The following is a 20,498-nucleotide window of genomic DNA, read 5'->3' as shown; positions in this document are numbered from 1 at the left end:
CGGGCTCAGGCGTTCTGACAACGGGCGTTCCAGCTGTCGAGCCAGAGCAGCAGTTCCCGCGTTTTCTGCTCCATCAGCGCCACATCGGCGCGCGATTCCACATTCAGCCGCACCACCGGTTCGGTATTGGAACTGCGCAGATTGAAGCGCCAGCGACCAAAGTCCATGCCCAGACCGTCCACCTCGTTAATCGCCTGGGCCTGGTCACGGTAGTGCGCCTTGAGGGCCTGCAGGGCGGCATCCGCCTGCTGCACCTCGCGGTTGATCTCGCCACTGGCCGGATAGGCGGCGATGCGCTCCGCCACCAGCTGCGACAGAGGCTTGCCGCTGCGCGCTATCAGTTCCAGCACCAGCAGCCAGGGGATCATGCCGCTGTCACAATAGGAAAAATCGCGGAAGTAATGGTGGGCACTCATTTCACCACCGTAAACGGCATTCTCCAGCCGCATCCGCTCCTTGATGAAGGCGTGGCCCGACTTGCTCTCCACCGCCTGACCCGCGCCGGCCGCAACGATATCCAGGGTATTCCACACCAGCCGCGGATCATGCACGATTTTCGCGCCCGGATACTTTGCCAGAAACGCCTCGGCCAGCAGACCAACAATGTAATAGCCTTCGATGAATTGGCCTTTTTCGTCGAACAGGAAACAACGGTCAAAATCGCCATCCCAGGCGATGCCGGCCAGGGCCTGATGATCGAGCACCGCCTGAGCCGTGGCGCTGCGATTTTCCGGCAGCAGCGGATTGGGAATGCCATTGGGGAAACGACCGTCGGGTTGGTGGTTGACCCGCACCAGTTCGCAGGGCAGATGCGGCGCCAGGGCATCAAGCACCGGACCGGCACAGCCATTACCGGCATTGACAACAATCCGGCCTTGTGGCAGCAGCCGGCTGTCGACATAGGTCAGCAGGTGGTTGATATAGGCCGCCCGCACATCCAGGGGCTCCACGTTGCCGAAACGGTGCGGATCCTCAAAATCGCCCGCCTCGGCCAGCTGCCGAATCTGCTGCAGACCGGTATCGGCACTGATGGGCTGCGCCTGTTGCCGCACCAGTTTCAGGCCGTTGTAATCCATCGGGTTGTGACTGGCGGTGATCATGATGCCGCCATCCATCTGCTCATGGAAGGTGGCAAAATAGACCTCTTCGGTTCCACAGAGGCCGATATCATAGACATCGACACCAGCCTCGGTAAGGCCAAGACACAGAGCCTGGCTCAGCAACGGGCTGGTCAGCCGCACATCGTGGCCCACCACCACCCGCTGCGGCCTGACAAATTCAGCGTAAGCGCGACCGATCCGGTACACCACCTCCTCATCCAGTTCATCAGGAATGCGTCCACGGATATCGTAGGCTTTAAAACAGGTCAGATTCATGCGGGGCCTCGTGAAATAGGGGTCCGAAAAAAAGGAAGGGGGAAAAAGTGACGCGACTGACACGCGCTGCCGGGGCAGTCTACCTGTCCGACCGAAGCAGGTCAACCGCCGGCGGTGGTCAGGATGCGGTCGAGGCCGGTGGACAGCCGCCATTAAGAATGGCATGGGCCGCGGCCGCCAGATCGGCAAACACGCAGGGTTCAACACCCTGGTGGCGCAAGCGGCGCAGGCTCTCGGCACCATAGCCGGTCAGCACCAGCAGCGGTCGGCAGCCAGCCGCCACCCCGGCCTGCAGGTCGGCTTCCTTATCGCCAATCATGTAGGACGCGGCCAGATCAAGGTGCAGATCCGCCGCCGCCTGCAGCAGCATACCCGGCCGGCCCTTGCGGCAGGCACAGTCCTGCACATAGGGCGGCCGCCCTGTCGTCGGGTGATGGGGACAAAAATAGAAGGCGTCCAGCGCCGCACCGGCAGCCTGCAAACGCCGCTGCATGGCCGCGTGCAGCCGCTCGACATCCGCCGGCTCAAAAAAACCCCGCGCCACACCCGACTGATTGGTTACCACCACCAGCACAAAACCAGCCTGGCGCAAAGCCGCCAAGGCCTGGGGCACACCCGGCAGCAGCCGCAGATCCTCCTCGCGCCACAGATAGTCAACCTCTTCATTGAGGGTGCCATCGCGATCAAGAAAAACCGCCGGCCGCAGTGGCACGGCTTCCGCTGTAAAAAAAACTTCCTTTAACACTTTACAAGTCATGATCCGGAGCTAAGATTTGCTCCTGTTCGTGTTGGTTTTTTCTTTATTCTTTTTCCACGAAAGGAGTCATACCATGGTCAAACCTCTTTATCGCCGTCTCACCGTCCTGCTGCTCGTCCTGCTGCTCAGCGCGCCGCTGACCCTGTGGGCAACAGTGCCCGTCAACATCAACAGCGCCACCATTGTCCAGCTGCAGGAAATCAAGGGCATCGGCGAAAAAACGGCGGAAAAGATCGTTGCCTACCGCGAACAGCATGGCGCCTTCACCAGCGTCGACCAACTGTGTCAGGTTCAGGGCATCGGTGCAAAATCACTGGAGAAGATTGCTCCGCAGGTGTGTCTGCAATAAGCGCGGCAGCACTGTCGGAGGGTCGCTGTGGCGGCCCTCCGACCTCCTTGGTGGCGACAGCGGTGATCTATTCCCACTCAATGGTGGCCGGCGGCTTGCTGGAAATATCGTAAACCACGCGGTTGACGCCCCTGACCTCGTTGATGATGCGGTTGCTGATGCGGGCCAGATCGGCGTAAGGCATGGGGTACCAGCCGGCAGTCATGAAATCGCGGGTTTCCACTGCGCGCAGGGCCACCACATATTCGTAGGTGCGGCCGTCGCCCATGACACCGACGCTCTTGACCGGCAGAAAAACAGCAAAGGCCTGGCTGATCTTGTCATAGTGGCCACTGCGGTAGAGTTCCTCAATATAGATGGCGTCGGCCTGCCGCAGGATGTCGGCGTATTCCTTCTTCACCTCACCCAGAATCCGCACTCCCAGGCCCGGGCCCGGAAACGGATGGCGCCAGACCATGGCACGGGGCAGGCCCAGTTCCTCGCCGATGGCGCGCACCTCGTCCTTGAACAGTTCTCGCAGGGGCTCCAGCAGCTTGAGCTGCATGTAGTCGGGCAGGCCACCCACATTGTGATGGCTCTTGATGTTGTGCGCCTTGCCGGTCTTGGCGCCAGCCGATTCGATGACATCGGGATAGATGGTGCCCTGTGCCAGCCAGCGGGCGGCGGGCAGCAGTTTCGATTGCTCCTCGAACAGATCGACAAACAGACCGCCAATAATCTTGCGTTTTTGTTCCGGATCGGTCACGCCGGCCAGGGCTGCCAGAAAACGGTCCTCGGCATCGACGCGAATGACCCGCACCCCCAGGTTGTCGGCGAAGGTCTGCATGACCTGATCGCCTTCGTTGAGGCGCAGCAGACCATTGTCGACAAAAACACAGGTCAGCTGGTCGCCGATGGCGCGATGGATCAGGGCGGCGGCGACCGACGAATCCACGCCACCGGACAGCCCCAGAATGACCTGCTCGTCACCCACCTGGGCGCGGATGCGACCAATGGCATCCTCAATGATCTGGCCCGGTGTCCACTGGCCGCTGCAACGGCAGATCCGCCGCACAAAGGTATCAATCAGCAGTTCGCCGCGCGGCGTGTGGTTGACCTCGGGATGGAACTGGACGCCATAGAGCTGGCGTTCAACCTGCTGGATGGCACAGACCGGCGCGTTATCCGTCGCCGCCACCACCTCGAAGCCCTCGGCCACCCGCGCCACATGGTCGCCGTGGCTCATCCACACCGGGCTTTTGCCTTCGACAAAAAAGCCGTCGAACAGCGATCCCGGCGTACCCAGGGCCTGCAGCTCGGCATGACCGTACTCGCGCTTGCCGGCCGGCACGACCTGGCCACCAAAATGACGTGTCATCAGCTGCATGCCGTAGCAGATGCCCAGCACCGGCACGCCCAGCTCAAACAGCTCCTCGGCAATGGCCGGCGCGCCCGCTTCGTAGACCGACTTGGGACCGCCGGAGAGAATGATACCGCGCGGCGCAAAGGCGCGGATGGCGGTGATCGCCATATCGAAGGGGTGCAGTTCGCAATAGACGTGGGCCTCGCGCACCCGCCGGGCAATGAGCTGACTGTACTGCGAGCCGAAGTCGAGAATCAGGATTTTTTCGCTGTGCAGGTCCATGAACAGGTTTCTCCTTCCGCCGGACCTAGCTCGGCCGCTCGACCCGGTAGTTGGGCGCCTCGTGAGTGATATTGACATCGTGAACATGGGATTCGCGCAGGCCGGCATTGGTAATGCGCATGAAACGCGCCTTGCCCTGCAGCTCCTTGATGGTGCGGCAGCCGGTGTAGCCCATGCCAGCCCGCAGTCCGCCAATCAGCTGATGGATGTTGGCTGACAGGGTGCCACGATAGGGTACGCGACCTTCGATGCCCTCGGGCACCAGCTTAACCTCGCTTTCGACATCGCCCTGAAAATAACGGTCCTTGCTGCCGCGTTTCATTGCGCCCAGACTGCCCATGCCGCGATAGGACTTGTAGGTGCGCCCCTGATAGAGAATGGTCTCGCCCGGCGACTCGTCGGTACCGGCAAACAGCGAACCGATCATGATGACATCGGCCCCGGCGGTGATGGCCTTGGGCAACTCACCGGAATACTTGATGCCACCGTCTGCGATAAGCGGAATACCGGCGCGCTGGGTCACCCGGGCCACATCGGCGATGGCGGTGATCTGTGGCACACCAACACCGGCGACCACGCGGGTGGTGCAGATGGAGCCGGGCCCGATGCCGACCTTGACCGCGTCGACACCGGCCTTGATCAGGGCGGCAGCGGCATCCGCGGTGGCAATGTTGCCGGCGATGATCTGCAGATTGGGATAACTGCGCTTGATCTCGACCACGGCGTCGAGCACGCCCTGGGAATGACCATGGGCGGTATCGACCACCAAGGCATCGACACCGGCCTTGAGCAGCAGCTCGATGCGCTCGTAACAGTCACCGCCGACACCGACTGCTGCGGCGGCACGCAGGCGGCCGAACTCGTCCTTGCAGGCCAGCGGATACTTGCGCACCTTCTCGATATCCTTGATGGTGATCAGGCCCTTGAGGGCGAAATCCTCATCCACCACCAGCAGTTTCTCAATGCGGTGCTTGTGCAGGTGGAACTTGGCTTCCTCCAGCGTGGTGCCCGGTGGCACCGTGACCAGGTTTTCCTTGGTCATCACGTTTTCGATGGGCTGATCGAGCTTGGTTTCAAAGCGCAGGTCGCGATTGGTCAGAATCCCGACCAGCTTGCCGTTTTTGGTCACCGGCACCCCGGAGATGCGGTACTTCTCCATCAGCTGCAATGCCTCGTAGATCTTCTGTTGCGGCTCCATGGTAATGGGATCGACGATCATGCCGCTTTCCGATTTCTTCACCTGATCCACCTCCAGCGCCTGTTCCTGAGGCGTGAGGTTCTTGTGAATGACACCGATGCCGCCTTCGCGCGCCATGCAGATGGCCGTGCGGGCCTCGGTTACGGTGTCCATCGCCGCCGACATCAGCGGGATATTGAGGGGAATGCGCGCTGTCAGCTGGGTGGTCAGATCCACTTGCTTGGGCAACACGTCGGAATGAGCCGGAATCAGGAGGACATCGTCAAAGGTCAGTCCTTCGCGCAAATCGGAATCAAGCATGGGGGATCTCCTTTGGTTCGTGTTCGGGTCGGTCACAAAAAACAGCACAGCCGCCGGCAGCGGGCCGCCGGCCGCAGATCACTGTGGAATAAACGCGCCACGCTCGCGGATGCGGCACAGGGTGGCGCTGAGCAGGGCGATGGTAGCCTCGATATCGGCCAGCGACAGCACCTCCACCGGCGAATGCATATAGCGCAACGGCACACTGACCAGCGCCGTGGCCACGCCGCCACGGGAGAGCTGCATCACGTTGGCGTCGGTGCCGGTGGCACGCGGCGCGGCCACGATCTGCACCGGAATGTTCTCCTGCCGTGCCGTCTCGCACAGCAGGGCAAACAGCTGCGGATTGATGTTGGCGCCACGCGCCAGCAACGGGCCACCGCCGAGACGCGCTTCACCCAGCTCCTTGGCATCAACTCCGGGATAATCGCTGGCAAAACCGACATCGACCGCGATGGCGATATCCGGCTGCACGCCATAGACGCTGGCGGCGGCACCGCGCAGGCCAATCTCTTCCTGCACCGTGGTCACACTGAACAGTTCCACCGCCGCCGTGCCCCGTCGCCGCACCTCCTGCAACACGCGGGTAACGATAAAGGCCCCCATCTTGTCATCGAAGGCGCGGGCCGTCACCAGGTCACCCTGCAGGCGCTCGAGCTCAACCGCGAAGGTCAGCGGGTCACCAATGGCCAGCCGGGCGCGGGCCTGCTCGCCGTCGGCAAAACCGAAATCAACAAACAGATCCTTGAATTTGGCCAGGGTTTCGCGTTCCTTGGCTTCGAGCAGATGGATCGGCTTGCGGCCAACCACCCCCAGCAACGGACCCTCGGCGGTATGAGCCTGCAACCGCTGGCCCGGCACCAGATGCACATCGACCCCGCCGATGGGCGCGAAGTAGACAAAGCCCCTGTCATCAATATGGCGCACCATGAAGCCGATTTCGTCGCAATGACCGGCCAGCATCACCCGCGGGCAATCGGGCTGCGGCCCCGCCAGTCGGGCGATGACATTGCCCAGGACATCGGTGCGCACCTCATCGGCGACACCTTCGAGGGTGCGGCGAATGACGCGCTGGACCGGCTGTTCAAAACCGGACGGGCTGGGCGTACGAATCAGCTCGGCCAGTAAAGCAAGATGATCAGGGTGCATCACGGACATGCGGCAAACTCCTTGGGCGGTTGTAGGGCAACAGCATTCTGGTCGTCTGACGCGGCAGCCAGCCGACCGAGATGGGAATTGTTGAGACTGCGATCGATCCGCACCGCGACCTCCTGCCCCACCAGAGCGGCCGGGCCAGTGAAATTGACGATGCGATTCCAGGGGGTCCGCCCGAACAGCTGACCGGCGCCACGCTTGCTCGCGCCCTCCACCAGCACCAGCTGCGTCCGGCCGACATCCTGCTGCCAGATGGCGCTGCTGATAGCCTTCTGCTGCCGCAACAGGGCATCGAACCAGCGTTGCTTTTCCGCCGCCGGTACCGGATCGGGCAGTTGCAAGGCACGAATCTGCGGCCGGGGCGAATAGAGGAAGGTAAAGGCATCGGCAAAGCGCACCTGCTCGACCAGGTCGAGGGTCTGCGCGAAATCGGCGGCGGTTTCGCCGGGAAAGCCGACAATCAGATCGGTGGTCAAGCGAATCTGCGGACAGCGCTGGCGTAGTTGCGCCACCAGCTCGATATACTGTTGACGGCTGTAACCACGCCCCATGGCCTGCAGCACCCGGTCACTGCCACTTTGCACCGCCAGATGCAGATGAGGACAGAGCCGTTCCAGCCGGGCAAAGCAATCCATCAGCTCAACCGAGAGATCCTTGGGGTGGGACGAGGTAAAACGCAGTCGGCGCAGCCCGGCAATGGCGTGCACCTGTTCGAGCAGTTCGGCAAAGGAGATATCCGGGCAGCCCTTGCGACCGTAGGAATTGACATTCTGCCCCAGCAGGGTGACTTCCCGCACGCCCTGAGCCACCAGCTCGCGCACCTCGGCCACCACGGCGGCGCTGCGGCGGCTGACCTCGCGACCGCGCACATAGGGCACCACGCAATAGCTGCAGAAGTTGTCACAACCCTGCATGATGGTAACAAAACGGGTCACGCCCGCCGCCGGCAAGCGGCGCGGGAACTGTTCCAGACGAGCCTCACCGGGGTACTGGGCCGTTTCACAGCAGCGCCGGCGGCGCTGTTCGACAGCCTGCACCAACTGCGGCAGACGATGCACATTGTGAGTACCGAAGACGATATCGAGGTAGGGCACCTTGCGCAGCAGCTGTTCACCCTCCTGCTGGGCGACACAGCCGCCCACGGCCAGAATCAGGGCCGGATTGCGATCCTTCAGCGGCTTGCAACGGCCCAGATGGCCATAGACCTTGCGTTCGGCGCGATCACGCACCGAACAAGTGTTGAGCAGAATCAGGTCGGCCTGTTCCGGGCTGGCAACAGGCTGATAACCGATCTGGCCGAGCAGGCAGGTCATCCATTCGGAATCGACCTGATTCATCTGGCAGCCGAAGGTTTCCAGATAGAAGGTTTTACTGCCTATGGGTCCAGCTGTGGGGTCGTTCATGGGGTCGGTCACCTGATGCGGTTCCGCCCTGAGAGGCGGGCAGGAAAATTGGACGATAAGAACAGATCAGGGCATGATTGTCAATGTGAAAGGTCCGTCGCCGGCTCGGCAGCCGGGGCCGGCTCCAGGCGGGCACGCAGCAGGCGCCAGAGGGTCTCGCCGTGTTCCAGGCAACTCAGTCGCAGCGCACGGGAGCCGAATTCAAGATACAGATGGCTCAGCTGCGGTCCCAGCGGTTCCACGCGCAGGTAGCTGAGTTGTTCCAGCGGAAAGCTCAGCAGCCGACTGCGCAGCAGACCGCAGCGCACCAGTAACTGATCGGCGGTCAGCACATAGAGAACCTGTTCCCATTCCAGGCGCGCCGCCAGCAACCGGCCAACGGAACCGGCCAGCCCCGCCAGCAACAGCGCCAAGGGCAGCAACAGCCAGATCAGCCCCCCCCGCTCGCGCCACAGCTGCAGGCCCAGCCCCAGCCAGCCGGTGGCCAATAACGCCACCAGCGCGGCCCACAACAGTCGCCAGCGCTGGCGCCAGACAAAGCAGCGCGGTGCCGGCCGCCCCTGCCAGCAGGCACGCTGCCGTGCCGCGACAAAATCAGCGACGGTAAGAGTTTGGGCGGCAGGACGAGCAGCAGAAAAAAACATGGTCAAGGAAAAGTCCTTCGTGTATGGTGTCGCGGTTTTGCCCGCTTCATACCACGAACCCGCCTCGCTGAACAGCCCCAAGGAGATCGGCCCCATGACCCAACAGATCCGCAACATTGCCATTATCGCTCACGTTGACCACGGCAAGACCACGCTGGTGGACGCCATGCTGCGCCAATCCGGCATCTTCCGCGCCAACCAGGTGATTACCGAGCGCATCATGGACAGCAACGATCTGGAGCGCGAGCGCGGCATCACCATCCTGTCGAAGAATCTGTCCATCGAATACAAGGGCCTGCGTATCAATGTGGTCGACACACCGGGCCACGCGGACTTTGGCGGCGAGGTGGAACGGGTACTGAAAATGGTCGACTCGGTCCTGCTGCTGGTTGACGCCTTCGACGGACCCATGCCACAGACCCGTTTCGTGCTGAAGAAGTCTCTCGATCTGGGCATGCGGCCCATCGTGGTCATCAACAAGATCGACCGGCCCGGCGCCCGCCCGCGCGAGGTGGTTGACATGGTGTTCGACCTGTTCTGCGAACTCGACGCCAACGAGCAGCAGCTCGACTTCCCCATCGTCTTTGCCAGCGCCAAGAGCGGTTACGCCCGTTTCGAACCCGATGACACCGGCGACAATCTTGATCCGCTGTTTGAAACCATCCGCGACCGCGTACCGGCACCCGGCGGCGACGCGGCAGCACCGTTCCAGTTTCTGGTCACCAGCATCGACTACAATGACTACATCGGCCGCATCGCCACCGGCAAAATCTTCAACGGCACCGTGCGCGAAGGTCAGACCCTGGCCCGTATCGACAAGGACGGCAACATCAGCCGTGGCCGCATTTCGAAACTGATCGGTTATCAGGGATTGCAACAAATCGCCATTGAGCAGGCCGGAGCCGGTGAGATCGTCACCATCGCCGGCTTCGACGATGTGCGCATCAGCGAAACCCTCGCCGACAGCGCCAACCCCATCGCCCTGCCCTATGTCAACATCGACGAACCGACCCTGTCGATGAACTTCATCGTCAACAGCTCGCCCTTCGCCGGCCAGGAAGGCAAATACGTCACCTCGCGCAACATCTACGAGCGGTTGCAGCGCGAGCTGCGCACCAACGTGTCCCTGCGGGTGGAGGAAACCGACCAGACCGACACCTTCAAGGTCTCCGGTCGTGGCGAGTTGCATCTGTCGATTCTGATCGAAAACATGCGGCGCGAGGGCTTCGAGCTGGCGGTATCCAAGCCGCAGGTGATCTTCCGTGAGGAAAACGGCGAGCGCCTCGAACCCATCGAATATCTGTGCATTGACGTGCCGGAGGAGTTTCAGGGCACCGTGATCGAGAAGCTGGGCCAACGCAAGGCCGAAATGCTGTCGATGAAACCGATGGACGGCATCAACCGGCTGGAATTTCACATCCCGGCGCGTGGCCTGATCGGCTTCCGCACCGAGTTTCTTACCGACACCCGCGGCACCGGCACCATGGCCCACAGCTTTGCGCACTACGCCCCCTACAAGGGCGAGATTGAGGGCCGCAAGAACGGCGTTCTCATCGCCATGGAGGCCGGCGAAACCGTCGGCTACGCCCTATTCAACCTGCAGGACCGCGGCATTCTGTTCGTTGGCCCGGGTATCCGGGTCTATGCCGGCATGATTGTCGGCCAGCACGCCAAGGAAAACGATCTGGTGGTCAATACCAGCAAAGGCAAAAAACTGACCAACGTGCGGGCTTCCGGCAGTGACGACGCCATCCGCCTGACACCACCGCGCATCTTGTCGCTGGAGCAGGCACTGGAGTATATTGACGAAGACGAACTGGTCGAGGTAACACCGAAGTCGATCCGGCTGCGGAAGAAGATTCTCGACGAGAACGACCGCAAGAAAGAAGAAAAACGCAAAAAAGGCTAGAGGCTGAAGGCGCGGCGCTGCAGGCAGCCAAGACAACGGCGCGGCGCCGGGCCGGCCCGGGGAGGATTTGTGGACGAACAACTCAATCCGCGTGAGCAGCACGTGCTGCTCGAAATCGCACGTTCGGCCATCGGCCAGTATCTCGCCGAGGGCGAACTGCATATTGTTCCGCGCGAGGAACGGCGACTTAATCTCAAACGCGGCTGCTTTGTCAGCCTGAAACTGAAGAACCAGCTGCGCGGCTGTATCGGCAATTTCCAGTCGGAGCAGCCGCTGTACAAGAATGTCGCCGAAATGGCGTTGGCTGCCGCAACCAAAGACCCGCGTTTCTACCCGCTCGGCGCCCAGGAACTCGGCCAGTGCCGACTGGAGATCTCGGTGCTTTCTGCCCTGGAAAAGATCAGCAACATCGATCAGATCGAAATCGGCCGGCACGGCATCTATCTGGAAAAGGATTTCTATCGCGGTGTGCTGCTGCCCCAGGTGGCTACCGAGCACGGCTGGGACCGCCACTGTTTTCTCGACCAGACCTGTATCAAGGCCGGTCTGCCAACCAGTGCCTGGCGCGATGAGGATACCGACATCTACATCTTCAGTGCCCAGGTGTTTGGCGAGGGGCTGCCAACCGAAGCTGACAGCGTCGCCTAAAAGCTTCCCCCTGCCCCGCTTTTTCTTCCCCGTTCAAGCGTTCCCCGACGACAATCAGGCGGCAGCCGGCCGGTTAGAAAAAATAGTGCCACAGCCAATCCAGCCGGCCGCGGCGGATAAAATGCTGGCCGGCAAAGCCCATCACCTGCCGGATGCGCTGGCGCTTGTCCGGTGCATAACAGTGTACCGGGCAATCCTTGCAGGCCGGCTTGGGATCAAGCCGGCAGTGCTTGCCCCGCTGCAGGGCGTACTGCAACAGTTCCCAGCATTGCGGGCAGTAGTGCCAGCCCGCCGCCGTGCCGCAATGACTGTCGCCCTGTGGCTGATGGTGCCGCTGACAGTAAACCCCGATGAAGGCATGCAGCACCCGCGCATCCCTGCGCAGCCGCCGCTGTCGCGCCATGGCTGCCGTCTTTGCCCCTCGCCATAGCCACATCCTTCGCGCCTGACGCGGCTCGCCTTCAATCCAGCGCATCCGCCGGTCCGGCAGCGCGCACGGCCGCCGGATCCTGGGCATGGCAGGGTGTCACACCGTAGGTCAGACCGCACTGACTACAGCGATCCTCACAGGTTTGCATGACAAAAACCTGACCACAGGCCTCACAGGTCAACCGCAGCGGCTGCGGCAAGGCCATGGCGCTGAACCCCATGGCACGCAGTTTGCGCACAATCTCCCGTCCCGTGGCGAAATTGCCGTTACAACCTTCATGCATGGCCTAATCTCCTTCAAAGAAGTTAAAAACCGTCTAAATAAGGGTCTGTCTCGCTGTCGAGTTGCTCCAGGCGCGCGCCACTGCGGATACGGTTGCGCCAGTTGAGCCAGCGTTGATCATAAGCCTCCAGCGCCGCCAACTGTTCCTGCTCGGCACGACTGGTCTGCAGCACCTGCGCCACACCGCCCTGGCGGAACACCAGCCGCTGACTGCCCATCAGCGCCAGAATCGGATCGTGGGTCGCCATCAGCACAATTTTTTCCTCACGCACCAGCAGCTTCAGCGCCCGGCGGCGATCAATGCCGGCGTTCTCAATTTCGTCAATCAACACGATGGGCGACTGACTCAGCAAGGCCGTATCCGCCACCATCAGAGCCCGCGACTGGCCACCACTGAGGGCGGTTACTGCGGTTTCGCCGCTGAAGCCTTCACCCGCCAGCGCATTGGCCTGGGCAATCACCTGTGCCACCTTTTGCTCAGCATCGGGCAGCAGACGGCTTTCCGCATGCAAACGGACAAACTCTGCCACGCTCAGATCCATGACAAAGTTCATATTCTGCGACAACTGCGCCACCAGCTTGTGTTCCGGGGAAAACCGCCAGGCGGGATCGGGGGATTGACCATTGACCAGCAAGCGACGGCCGGTCGGCGTATCCCCTTGGGCCATCCACTCGATATCGGCCAAAAAGCGGCTCTTGCCCGAGCCCGTCGGCCCGACCAGACAGATGACCTCTCCCGGCACCAGCTGCAAATCCAGCGCCTCGGCCTGACCGTTTTTGTCGCGTCCGCCGCTGATATGGAGCGCGGTCAAACGGAACCGGTCCCCCTGCAGAGACTGCAGGGCCGCAACATAGGCGTTCAGCGCGGCTATCTGCGCTGCCTGCGCCGGAGAGGTCGACAGCTGGGCCAGATAGGTCTCCAGCCGCAGCTCTTCCGCAGGGACTGCCAGCTGTTGACCGGCAAAAAAATCGAACAGGGCCGGACAGCTCTGGCGCAATTCGCTAAAGGTTTGTTGCTGCAGTGGCACGCTCTTCATGCGTCCTCCTTCAGATGCAGATCCCGCACATTGCCCAACTGATAGGCCTTGCCGATGCGGGTCTCTCCCAGGCAGTAGGAACAGAGGGCCGATGGCATGGGATAACGCAAGGTCTGGTCGGCTAACGCCACATCGTCCGGGGCCTGTTGCCACAGGGTCGAGAGTTCGAAGGCCCCCTGGCCGGTGAGGCCATTGACATGAAGAATCTTCGCCGCCGGGTTGACACGCCGTACGCGGGCGGCAAACACCTCGCGCTCGGCCTGGGAAACAACGTCGCCCTTGGTGATGACGACCACATCCGCCGTCTTGAGCATCGGGCCAATCTTCTGGGGTGTGCCGATACCGCTGAGATTGTCGATAACGCAGACCGCCAGCACCCCATGAATATGGGGAGCACAGCGGTTGCACAAACCGGCACTTTCACTGACCAGCAGCTGCAGTTGCTGCTGCCGTCCCCAATCCACGACAGCCTCGACATTGCTGACAAAATAATGATCGGGGCAGAGCCCGCCCGACAGGCCCTTGCGCACGACAATGCCGCGCTGGGCATAGAGCGCATCATCATCAGTGTGCAGACAGTCGAACTTCACCACACCGGCGGCAATCGCGCGCTGACGCAGGGCCAGCAGGGTTTGCAGAATCACCGCCGTCTTGCCCGATGACGGAGGTCCTGCCACGGTAACAAAGCGCATAAATCCTCCTTTGGTGGGATCAGGCCGCCGCCTGGCCAAACTGATCCAGGCAATGGCGCAGCAAGGCCGGCACGTCCTGGTGATAGATCTGCTGCCAGCCCAGCCACTTCAGCGGTGCCTGTGGAGGCAGCCGGTTATCCACCTGCGGATGCAGCGCCGGAAACAGACCCTTGTGGGCCAGCAGAGTGCCAACCTCAACCCCGGCAAAGAATTCGGCCACCGGCCGGATGTCCTCCCAGTTCTGGCGTCGCAGCAGCATGAAGATGGGGCTGACAATCGCGCCATCGTCCGGCCAGACAATCTCAACTCCGGGGATATTGCCGGCCATCCGGGTAAAGAAATAGGGCAGAATCGTCACCGCCGGAGCAGCCGCGCTCTGCCGGGCGTCGGCCACCAACTGGGCCGGGTGGGCACTGCTCTGCAGGGCACGACCCAGTTGCCGCACCCCCTCGTCGCCAAAATCGCGCTGAATGGTCAGCAAAATGGCATTGAACAGATCAAAATCGCCGACCGGCACGGCCACCCGACCGGCATATGCGGGCTGCAGCAAATCTGCCCAGCCGTGCGGCACCGGCAGCCCCCCCAGGGCCCGCCGATCGACCATGAACACGGCCGGCACCAGGGCAAAGGGGGTATAGATTCCGGCCGGATCCTGCCAATCGTGTCCGGCAAGCTGCGGATACACACCGGCAGGCGCCAGAGCCTGAAAGTGGCGCTGAGGCTCAGGCCCCAACAGCTGCCGGTCAAACAGCAGATCAAAGCCAGCCGACACAATCAGATCGGGCCACTGCGCCACGTCGCCGCGCTGCCGCAACAGCTGCGCCATCCAGTCGGCTCCGACAGCCGCCGCTTCGAACCGTCCCTCAAGTTCCAGGCCCTGGACCTCCGCCAGCCGGCGACGCAGTCCGTCAAAGGCTTCCAGCACCGGCAAACGCACCGGACAAGGCAGCAGGCCAAGGGCCTCAACCCGCTTCTGCCCCAGTCCTACCGGGGCACCGCCGTTATACAGTCCAGCTTCAAGAGCGGCCTCTCGTTGGCCCTGCTGCCGCAGCAATTCGACGAAGGTTGCACTGCAGCGCCCCTGTTGGGCCAACGCCGAACGTAGGGTCAGAAAACGGCCTGCCGCAGCCAGAAAATCGGGCGTCACCAGCGCCGCCAGATCATGAGCAACAAAAAGCTGCCGGACCTGAGGTTGAATCTCCAGCAGCTGCTGTAAGGTCATGTCTTCATGTACTGTTGTCATCGTTCGATCCTCCTTGCCTAGGACACTAACCGTTGAGGCACCGGCGGTATTTGACAGCCATCAAGATTTGACAGAAAAAAGAATCCCTAAATCCTGCGGCGGCCAAGGAGCATCACGCAACAGTCCAAAAAAAAAGCGCCCCCAAAGGGGGCGCTCATAAAACATCACAGTGTACCTAGAATCGAATCGATTACTTGATGCCGGCTGCGGCTTCCAGCATGGCGGTGGTAACCGACTTGGGACGCTCGATGGCATAACCCAGAGCGCGGTCCCAAGTGATGTTGGCGAGACAACCCAGCGCACGGCCGATACCAAACAGAACCGTGTAGAACTCGTACTGGGTAACACCGTAGTACCACTGGATAACACCGGACTGCGCATCAACGTTCGGCCAGGGGTTCTTGGCTTTGCCGTGCTCAAGCAGGACGCCCGGAGCCACTTCGAAGATCATCTTGACCAGCTGGAACAGCGGGTACTCAGCGAGGCCCGGCGTATTGAGGCAGAACTCACGCTGCGAGGTGTAACGCGGGTCGGTTTTGCGCAGAACGGCGTGGCCGTAACCCGGGATAACCTGTCCGCTGTTGAGCGTATCCCACAGAGCGGCTTTCAGTTCTTCCTCGGTGGGCACCTTGCCGCCCAGTTTAGCCATGAAGTTCTGGGTCCAGCGGAGAACTTCCTCGTTGGCCAGACCATGCAGAGGACCAGCCAGACCGTTGATACCTGCGGAGTATGACAGGTAGGCGTCAGACAGAGCCGAAGCAACCAGGTGAGTGGTGTGAGCCGAAACGTTACCGGACTCGTGGTCAGAGTGCAGGATGAAGTACATACGGGCAACGTCTTTGTACTCGTCGCTCTGGCCAATCATGTGAGCGAACTGACCACCCATGTCCAGGTTCGGATCGGCGGCGATATGCACGTCACCTTTGTACTTCATGCGGTAGATGTAAGCACCGAGAGGACCCAGTTTCGCCATCAGATTGTTGGCGTCTTCCAGCATGTCTTCCCAGCAGGTCATCTTGTTGAATTTGCCGGCAGCATAGTTACTAGCAAATACGGACTCACGCTGCATGGCAACGATACCGGCGGAGAACATAACCATCGGGTGAGAGTCGCGGGGCAGAGCACGCAGCACGTCGATGACGTACTGAGGCAGAGCAGCTTTGCTCTTCCAGTCTTCTACAACTTCCAGGGTCTGCTCCATAGTCGGCACATCGCCGGTCAGCAGCAGCCACCAGAAACCTTCTACGTAGGGATAGTCGCTGCCCGGAACTTTCGGCAGTGCGGCAAAAGTCTCAGGGATGGTCATACCGCGGAAACGGATGCCTTCCATCGGGTCGAGATAGGAGATGTCCGTGACCAGGCACTTGATGCCACGGGCGCCACCGATGGCCTGGCTGATGGTAACGTCACCCAGTTTCACGTCACCGAACTCTTTTACCAGGCGAGTGGTCCGCGGGCGGTGCGCGTCAATCTTCTTCTTCAGGACGTCTTTCAATGTGGACATGTTTCTCTCCTTATAATGGAATGAACACAGGTGGGAAATACCACCATACGACTACAGAGGCCCGATCTCCGCATCCCCCGACAACAGAGACCGACACCTTTCACGACTCCATCGGATTGCCATGTTCAACGTCAGGCCCGCGCGGCAGAACCGAAGCCGCGCAAACTCAAATAGGGTTTTAACAAACTCCCCAGGGGGCGTCAAGGGTATTTTTGTATACAGTGTCCAGCTCCGCTTCCAATCGACCGACCCAGAATCCAAGCCTTTTCAGCTTCCCCAGACGGCTTCACGCGTGCTATAGTTTAAAGCTTATGACCCGCTCAATTCTGATTCAGCCACTGCAGCTTGGCTCCCTGATATTACAAAACAACGTTATTTTGGCTCCTATGGCGGGGGTCAACAACACCGCCTGCCGTCTGATTCACAAGCGCGCCGGTGCCGCCCTGCTCTACTCGGAAATGATCAGCGCCAACGGCCTGATCCGGGCCGGCAGCAAAACCTGGGAGCTGGTGGACCATGCCGAGGAAGAACGCCCTTTTGCCCTCCAGCTATTCGGCGACGATCCGGCAGTGCTGGCCGAGGCGGTTCGGCGTTGCCAAGACCAGGCTGACTGCATCGACATCAACATGGGTTGCCCGGTACGCAAGGTTATCCGCAGCGGCGCCGGCAGTGCCCTGCTGCGCGATCCGGCCCAGGTCAGTCGGATTGTCCGCGCCGTACGGCAGGCCTGCCAGCGGCCTCTGACAATCAAAATCCGTTCCGGCTGGGATCTGCAACAACTCAACTTTGCTGAAATCGCCACCATTGTGCAGGACGAGGGCGCCGACGCGCTCATCCTGCATCCACGCACCCGCTGTCAGGGCTTTGGCGGCCAGGCCAACTGGAACCACTTCGCGATACTCAGGCCCCACCTGCAGATCCCGTTGATCGCCAGTGGCGATATTTTCACCGCTGAGGCCGCCCGCCACCTGCTGACGCAGCAACTGTGCGACGCGGTCATGATCGGTCGTGGCGGCTATGGCAATCCCTGGCTGATTCGCGATATCCTGGCCCTCAACCATCCGGCACCACCGGCACCGCCCAGCCTGGCCGAACGCGGCCAGACCGCCCTGGAACATCTGGAACTGAACTGCCAGCTGTTGGGGGAGCGTCAAGGCTGCCTCGACATACGCAAACATCTGTGCTGGTACGCGCGCGGTATCGACGGTGCCAGTGACTTCCGGCTGCAGGTCAACAGCTGTCAGAGCCTACTGCAGCTGCGCCACCTGATCCACCACTTCTTCCTGCGCGACCGTCCATGAGCCTGCCTTCGTCAAACACGGCGGAACTGCCCATCGCCATTCTGGAAAATCTCAGCGAAGCCATTATCGCTGTTGACTGCAGCAGCCGCGTGCTGCTGTTCAACCCGGCCGCCGAAGCCCTGACCGGGCTGTCCCGTCGCCAGGCCGTTGGCAGTCCACTGCAGCAGATCTTTGCCGCCTCACCGGGCATCCTTCATCTGGTCACTGCGGTCCTGACCTCCGGTCGCTCGGTAACCGATCGGGACAGCCTGCTGCTGGAACGACCACCAACACCACCAGTGCCGGCAAGTGCCTGCGCCACCCCCCTGTATGACCGCAACGGCAGGATCGAAGGCGTGATCCTGAGCCTGCGCAATGCCGCCTATCAGCGCCAATTGGAGCAGGAGATCCAGCGTGCTGACCGTCTGGCCATGCTCGGCACTCTGGCAGCCGGCCTGGCCCACGAAATCCGCAACCCCCTGGGCGGGATCAAGGGTGCCGCCCAGCTGTTGTCGCTGGAACTGGCTGACCGGCCGCAACTGCTTGACTACACAGCGATCATGATCAAGGAAAGCAACCGCGTCAATCAGATCATCGAGGAGCTGATGCGCCTGACGCAGCCCCGCCCCAGCCGCACGGCCGCTGTTGATATCAACCGCCTGCTGGCTGAACTGGTGTTGTTGCAGAAACAGTCTGAAGCTGCTGCGCACCTGCAATTTGAATTGCAACTCGATCCCAGCCTGCCGGCCATCGCCGGCGACCCCGCTCTGCTACCTCGCCTGTTTCTCAACCTGATCAAAAACGCTATCGAAGCCTGCACCGGCGGTGGTCATATCCGAATCCGCAGCTGCATCGACCCGGACCAGCACCTGGTCCGGCCCGGCGAATCACCATGCCCCTTTGTGCTGGTCCAGATCCAGGACAGCGGCTGTGGCATCCCGCCGGAGAACCTGGCCAACATTTTCACACCGTTCTATACCACCAAGGCTCAGGGTACCGGGCTGGGGCTGGCGCTGTGCCAGAAAATCGTCTACGATCATGACGGCCTGTTGCAGTTTGACAGCGTCCCCGATCATGGAACCTGCTGCAGCGTTTATCTGCCCTTTCGTCCCCTGCCGGCCGCCTAGACATCAACAGCAAGGAATCCCTTTATGGCACTACAACAGGTATTGGTGGTCGACGACGAGGAAAGTCTGCGCTGGGTGCTGGCCAAGGCCCTCGGCCGGCATGGGCTGCAGGTTGACCTGGCGGATTGCGCCGCCGCTGCCCTCGACCGGCTGCAACACAAGACCTACGATCTAGCCCTGCTGGACATCAAGATGCCCGACCGTTCCGGTCTGGAGTTGCTCGATGACATCCGGCAGCAGTGGCCCCAGTTGCCCGTCATCATCATGACCGCCGAATCCTCGATGAAAAACGCCATCGAGGCCATGAAGCGCGGTGCCTATGATTACATCACCAAACCCTTCGATCTCGACATGCTTGAAGCCCTGCTGCTGAAGGCCCAGGAACTGGTGCGCACACGCCACGAGGTCGAGCGGCTGCAATCGGCCGTCAAGGAGCAGCAGCGCAGTGAGCGCACCCTGATCGGCACCAGTCAACCGATGCAGGAGGTCTACAAACTGCTCGGCCGAGTGGCGGCATCGGACATCACCGTTCTGATCACCGGTGAATCCGGAACGGGCAAGGAGCTTGTTGCCCGCGCCGTCCACCAGAACAGCAATCGCCTGGGGCAGCCTTTCGTCGCCCTCAACTGCGCCGCCATCCCCCGCGAACTGCTGGAAAGCGAGCTGTTCGGCTTCGAAAAAGGCGCCTTCACCGGCGCTGCGGAACGCAAGATCGGCAAATTCGAGCAGGCCAGCGGTGGTACCATTTTTCTCGACGAAATCGGCGATATGCCGCTGGAGCTACAGGCCAAGCTGCTTCGGGTGCTACAGGAACGGGAAATCAGCCGCATGGGTGGCAATCGTGCCATTCCCATTGATGTCCGCATCGTCGCCGCCACCAACCAGGATCTGCAGCAACGCGTTGCCACCCGCGAATTCCGTGAGGATCTGTTCTACCGGCTCAACGTCGTCCCGATTCAACTGCCACCCCTGCGCCAGCGCCCGGAGGACATCCCCCTACTGGTCGACTTCTTTATCCAGCGCGCCAATCAGGAGTTTCACACCCACATCCACGGCTGCAGCGCTGCGGCTTTGCAGGGTTTGCAGAACTTCACCTGGCCCGGCAACGTACGCGAACTGGAAAACACGGTGCAGCGCGCCTGCCTGCTGAGTCAGAACCAGGTGCTACAGCTGAGCGATTTTCCGGTACTGCGGGACCAGAGCGATCCGGTTGAGGACGATGGCCTGGAAACCCTCATCGCCAACAAGTTGCGCAGCGCCCTGTTACAAAAAGAGATTGAGGAGATCAACGACCTTTACACCATGGTCCTTGAACAGATGGAGCGCCCCCTGCTGCGCATCGTACTGGAAAAAACCCGCGGCAATCAGCTGCGCGCCGCCGAGGTGCTGGGCATCAACCGCAACACCCTGCGCAAAAAAATCCGCCTGCTCGGCCTGGAAGCGGGCCGTAACGACGGGGTGACAACGGAGCCGACCTGAGCCGGGCGGCATGCAACGCACGAAAAAACAGCCAAAGCCCGCTCAAGGGTTTTGGCTGTTT

The 20,498-nt window shown here is 61.3% G+C and carries 19 protein-coding genes; 6 read left to right on the top strand and 13 right to left on the bottom strand.

Translation table 11 applies throughout. From position 1 onward, the window contains the following. Window positions 1–5: 5 nt before the first annotated feature. Both BLR80_RS03375 and gmhB read right to left on the bottom strand, forming a co-directional pair. Complete coding sequence (locus tag BLR80_RS03375) at window positions 6–1,376, bottom strand: phosphohexomutase domain-containing protein (RefSeq protein WP_092076271.1); 1,371 nt, start codon at window positions 1,374–1,376, stop codon at window positions 6–8. A gap of 118 nt (window positions 1,377–1,494) precedes the next feature. After that, window positions 1,495–2,121, bottom strand: a complete 627-nt coding sequence (gene gmhB, locus BLR80_RS03370; RefSeq protein WP_245691317.1) for a D-glycero-beta-D-manno-heptose 1,7-bisphosphate 7-phosphatase — start codon at window positions 2,119–2,121, stop codon at window positions 1,495–1,497. Window positions 2,122–2,206: 85 nt separating this feature from the next. On the opposite strand from gmhB, the gene BLR80_RS03365 reads away from it, so the two are divergent. Next, window positions 2,207–2,482 (top strand): ComEA family DNA-binding protein, encoded by a 276-nt coding sequence (locus BLR80_RS03365; protein ID WP_092076268.1) that lies wholly within the window; start codon window positions 2,207–2,209, stop codon window positions 2,480–2,482. Window positions 2,483–2,549: 67 nt separating this feature from the next. Here the strand turns inward: BLR80_RS03365 and guaA are convergent, their stop codons facing one another. The 5 genes from guaA to BLR80_RS03340 all read right to left on the bottom strand — a co-directional run bounded on the left by guaA (window position 2,550) and on the right by BLR80_RS03340 (window position 8,806). Further along, on the bottom strand, window positions 2,550–4,112 hold the full coding sequence (gene guaA, locus BLR80_RS03360) for a glutamine-hydrolyzing GMP synthase (RefSeq protein WP_092076470.1): 1,563 nt from the start codon (window positions 4,110–4,112) through the stop codon (window positions 2,550–2,552). A 19-nt stretch (window positions 4,113–4,131) separates the two neighbouring features. Continuing rightward, window positions 4,132–5,604 (bottom strand): IMP dehydrogenase, encoded by a 1,473-nt coding sequence (guaB, locus tag BLR80_RS03355; RefSeq protein ID WP_092076266.1) that lies wholly within the window; start codon window positions 5,602–5,604, stop codon window positions 4,132–4,134. Window positions 5,605–5,682: 78 nt separating this feature from the next. Further along, window positions 5,683–6,753, bottom strand: a complete 1,071-nt coding sequence (locus tag BLR80_RS03350; RefSeq protein WP_092076468.1) for a M42 family metallopeptidase — start codon at window positions 6,751–6,753, stop codon at window positions 5,683–5,685. Beyond that, window positions 6,753–8,162, bottom strand: coding sequence for a tRNA (N6-isopentenyl adenosine(37)-C2)-methylthiotransferase MiaB (gene miaB, locus BLR80_RS03345; protein WP_092076264.1), 1,410 nt, complete (start codon window positions 8,160–8,162; stop codon window positions 6,753–6,755). Before miaB ends, BLR80_RS03350 begins: the two co-directional genes overlap by 1 nt. Before the next feature lie 80 nt (window positions 8,163–8,242). Further along, window positions 8,243–8,806, bottom strand: coding sequence for a hypothetical protein (locus BLR80_RS03340; RefSeq protein ID WP_092076262.1), 564 nt, complete (start codon window positions 8,804–8,806; stop codon window positions 8,243–8,245). A gap of 94 nt (window positions 8,807–8,900) precedes the next feature. On the opposite strand from BLR80_RS03340, the gene typA reads away from it, so the two are divergent. Next, on the top strand, window positions 8,901–10,715 hold the full coding sequence (typA, locus tag BLR80_RS03335; protein ID WP_092076466.1) for a translational GTPase TypA: 1,815 nt from the start codon (window positions 8,901–8,903) through the stop codon (window positions 10,713–10,715). Between the two features lie 69 nt (window positions 10,716–10,784). Continuing rightward, on the top strand, window positions 10,785–11,363 hold the full coding sequence (gene amrA / locus BLR80_RS03330; RefSeq protein WP_092076260.1) for an AmmeMemoRadiSam system protein A: 579 nt from the start codon (window positions 10,785–10,787) through the stop codon (window positions 11,361–11,363). A gap of 73 nt (window positions 11,364–11,436) precedes the next feature. Here the strand turns inward: amrA and BLR80_RS03325 are convergent, their stop codons facing one another. The 6 genes from BLR80_RS03325 to BLR80_RS03300 form a co-directional block, all read right to left on the bottom strand. After that, window positions 11,437–11,766, bottom strand: coding sequence for a nitrous oxide-stimulated promoter family protein (locus BLR80_RS03325; protein ID WP_092076258.1), 330 nt, complete (start codon window positions 11,764–11,766; stop codon window positions 11,437–11,439). A 58-nt stretch (window positions 11,767–11,824) separates the two neighbouring features. Beyond that, window positions 11,825–12,076: a hypothetical protein gene (locus tag BLR80_RS03320; protein ID WP_092076256.1), complete on the bottom strand. Its 252-nt coding sequence runs from the start codon at window positions 12,074–12,076 to the stop codon at window positions 11,825–11,827. A 22-nt stretch (window positions 12,077–12,098) separates the two neighbouring features. Beyond that, window positions 12,099–13,112: an ATP-binding cassette domain-containing protein gene (locus BLR80_RS03315; RefSeq protein WP_092076254.1), complete on the bottom strand. Its 1,014-nt coding sequence runs from the start codon at window positions 13,110–13,112 to the stop codon at window positions 12,099–12,101. Then, window positions 13,109–13,804, bottom strand: a complete 696-nt coding sequence (locus BLR80_RS03310) for a GTP-binding protein (RefSeq protein WP_092076252.1) — start codon at window positions 13,802–13,804, stop codon at window positions 13,109–13,111. The genes BLR80_RS03315 and BLR80_RS03310 overlap by 4 nt, the downstream gene beginning before the upstream one ends. 19 nt (window positions 13,805–13,823) lie before the next feature. After that, on the bottom strand, window positions 13,824–15,047 hold the full coding sequence (locus tag BLR80_RS03305) for an ABC transporter substrate-binding protein (protein WP_245691315.1): 1,224 nt from the start codon (window positions 15,045–15,047) through the stop codon (window positions 13,824–13,826). Window positions 15,048–15,237: 190 nt separating this feature from the next. Continuing rightward, window positions 15,238–16,551, bottom strand: coding sequence for a citrate (Si)-synthase (locus tag BLR80_RS03300; RefSeq protein ID WP_092076248.1), 1,314 nt, complete (start codon window positions 16,549–16,551; stop codon window positions 15,238–15,240). A 311-nt stretch (window positions 16,552–16,862) separates the two neighbouring features. Here BLR80_RS03300 and dusB point away from each other — a divergent pair, with 311 nt between their 5' ends. From dusB to BLR80_RS03285, 3 genes are read left to right on the top strand one after another with little or no spacing between them, the layout of a single operon-like run. Next, entirely contained in the window at window positions 16,863–17,852 is a 990-nt protein-coding gene (gene dusB, locus BLR80_RS03295) for a tRNA dihydrouridine synthase DusB (protein ID WP_245691313.1), read from the top strand. Further along, complete coding sequence (locus tag BLR80_RS03290; RefSeq protein ID WP_092076246.1) at window positions 17,849–18,958, top strand: two-component system sensor histidine kinase NtrB; 1,110 nt, start codon at window positions 17,849–17,851, stop codon at window positions 18,956–18,958. Before dusB ends, BLR80_RS03290 begins: the two co-directional genes overlap by 4 nt. Before the next feature lie 24 nt (window positions 18,959–18,982). Next, window positions 18,983–20,437, top strand: coding sequence for a sigma-54-dependent transcriptional regulator (locus tag BLR80_RS03285; protein WP_092076244.1), 1,455 nt, complete (start codon window positions 18,983–18,985; stop codon window positions 20,435–20,437). Window positions 20,438–20,498 lie beyond the last annotated feature (61 nt).

Origin of the sequence: Desulfuromonas thiophila, assembly GCF_900101955.1 — a bacterium.
GTDB classification, from domain to species: Bacteria; Desulfobacterota; Desulfuromonadia; order Desulfuromonadales; family Desulfuromonadaceae; genus Pseudodesulfuromonas; species Pseudodesulfuromonas thiophila.
Note: the sequence above shows the minus strand (reverse complement) of the source record. Positions and strands in the feature narration are given on the sequence as shown.